This window comes from Streptomyces sp. NPDC005574, assembly GCF_040605435.1.
In the GTDB taxonomy this organism is placed as follows: domain Bacteria; phylum Actinomycetota; class Actinomycetes; order Streptomycetales; family Streptomycetaceae; genus Streptomyces.
Genome location: NZ_JBEXCW010000259.1, coordinates 1 through 2,311, shown reverse-complemented (window position 1 = coordinate 2,311; position 2,311 = coordinate 1). Strand labels below are relative to the sequence as shown.

2 protein-coding genes are annotated in these 2,311 nt (G+C 68.6%); both read left to right on the top strand.

What is annotated here, in order from left to right; all coding sequences use genetic code 11:
* The first annotated feature begins 24 nt into the window (after positions 1-24).
* Positions 25-645 (top strand): IS607 family transposase, encoded by a 621-nt coding sequence (locus tag ABZT03_RS43840; RefSeq protein ID WP_356049861.1) that lies wholly within the window; start codon positions 25-27, stop codon positions 643-645.
* Positions 642-2,311, top strand: a 1,670-nt coding sequence (locus ABZT03_RS43835) for a zinc ribbon domain-containing protein (protein WP_356049859.1), incomplete at its 3' end; no start/stop codon positions are given. The genes ABZT03_RS43840 and ABZT03_RS43835, both read left to right, overlap by 4 nt.

Genomic DNA, 2,311 nt, shown 5'->3' with positions numbered 1-2,311 from the left:
TGTTGTGCATGTATGTTTGCAGGCATGGAGTTGCTGCGTATGTCCAAGGCTGCCAAGCGTCTGGGTATCCACCCGATGACGCTTCGCCAGTGGGCTATCGACGGCAAGATTCCGTTTTCGTGGGTCGGTCGTGAGCGCCGGTTCTCCTCGGTGGATGTGGACAACATGAAGCGCGGCAGCGACTCCGCAACCTCCCGCCCGAGGCGGGAGGTTTTGTATGTGCGCGTGTCCGGCTCGTCCGGGCAGGAGTCTTCGCTGGCCGCGCAGGAGGAGGAGTTGCGGGCCACCGCCTCGGGCGAGGTCGTGAAGGTCGTCAGGGACCGTGGCTCGGGCCTGCGGGAGAACCGGCCCGGGATCAACCGGGTGTTGGCGATGGTCTCCGACGGTTCGGTGACGGTGGTGCGTGTGACGCATGAGGACCGGCTGGCACGGTTCGGGGTGGGCTGGCTCAAGCGCCTGTTCGCCGTGTACGGCGTCAATCTGGAGGTCCTGCACCCGAAGAAGTCCGGTGGCCGGGACGAATTGCTGGAGGACTTCGTTTCCCTGGTCACCACGTTCGCCGGTCGTCTGTACGGGATGCGGTCGGCCAAGGCCCGTAAGCGACTGCTCACTGAGACGGGCCAGTGCCCGGATGGTGACCGGTGAGCCGGAAGCTGCCGCTCACTGAGGGCGAGACCTCCCGCACCGCGTGCGCTCGCGGACTTCTGCGCACCGGCGTGGATGAGAAGACCGGTGAACTCCTGACCGGCGCTGTACTGGCGGAGCGTGTCGGCTGGGCCGCCGAGTTGGTGTCCGGCATGGTCGGCGTGCTGATGGCTGGGCACTGGAACACGGCTGACGTTGATGTTCTCGCGTCCGGTGAGGACGCGGGCGGCCGTAAGCTGCCGTCGAACGCTTGGATGGCTATGCGCCGTCTGGGCTGGACCGTCACCGCCCCCGAGGGCGTCAAGGTCAACGACCGGGTCGTGCGCATGGCTCAGGAACAGGCCGGGCGTTCCCTGCGATCGGCGAAATGGCGCGCCGATCTGAGCGCCGGGGTACTGGCCGTGTGGCCAGCAGATCCCGCCAAGCGCACGCCCGCCGAGTGGGATCAGGTCCGCGAGGCCACGCCCGGGGGCCGTTTCCTGCCGTCGAGTGTGATCAAGTCCCGCACCCGTCAAGTGGCCGCGTTCGCCCGCAAGCACGGTCGGCTCCCGGCCGATGTGTTCGAGATGGAGCCCGAGCCCCGCGTGGCGCGGATGCTACTGCTGTCCGCCTGCGACGGGCAGCAGGCCGCCATCGAACGCGCCGACGAGCCAGGCCGGGCGCTGCTGCGACTGCAACTGCCGACCCGGCCCGATCCGCGTTCCTACGCGGACTGGACGTGGGTGGCCTGCCCGATCTCGCTGCCGCCCACTGTTCCGGCCGGCGCGGTCCTGCACCTGCCCACCCTCCGCGTGTCCGGTGACCGGGTGCGCGCCGATCTCGCCTACACCCACGCGGTCCCCAAAACCGCCCGCACCGGACACATGGTCGCGCTCGGCGTGGACTGGGGCCTGAACACCCTGCTGTCCGCCGGAGCAGCCCGGCTCCACGATGACGGACAAATCACCGTTCTCGGGGCTGGCGCCCAGTTCCGGGCCGCCGGAGTCCTGGCCAAGCAACACCGGCTCCGCCGACACAGCGAACGCCTCCACGCCAAAGCCGATCAGTACCAGCGGATCACCGACGGTCACGCACCCGATCCGGCCCTGATCGGCAAGCATGCCGTCCTGCGTGATGAGATCCGGCACGTGTCCGACCGCCGCTCGAACCTCAACGATGCTCTCGCCTGGACTGCCGCCCGCTGGGCCGTCGATCAAGCCGTCACCGTCGGGGCCAGCGTCATCTACCTGGAAGACCTGCGGTCGATGGAAGCCAAGGGCATGGGCCGCACGCACAACACGCGCATGTCCCAGACCGTGCGCGGACAGATCGCCGACCGTATGCGGCACCTCGCCGCCGAGACCGGCATCGCTGTCGTCACCGTCCCGGCCCGCAACACCTCCAAGCACTGCCCCCAGTGCCTGACCCCGCTGCGACACCGCAAAGCCCCGGACCGGCCCACTGTCGCGGGCTGGAAGTGGGCCATCTGTCCCAACCGTGATGGCTGCGGCTGGCAGGGCGACCGCGACCACGGGGCGTGGCGGCGTATCGCCGCACGCGGCCTGACCCACCAGACAAAAACCGTGATCGACCGCACCAGCGCAGCCATGGTCATCCGCTTGGTGGTGGACAAGCTTGAAACCCGAGCGGTCATCACGCCCGCGAAGACCAGCCGGGACCGGTCCAA

Excerpts from the sequence above, each read along its gene's own strand:
- ABZT03_RS43840 (WP_356049861.1), top strand. The coding sequence starts at position 25 with ATGGAGTTGCTGCGTATGTCCAAGGCTGCCAAGCGTCTGGGTATCCAC.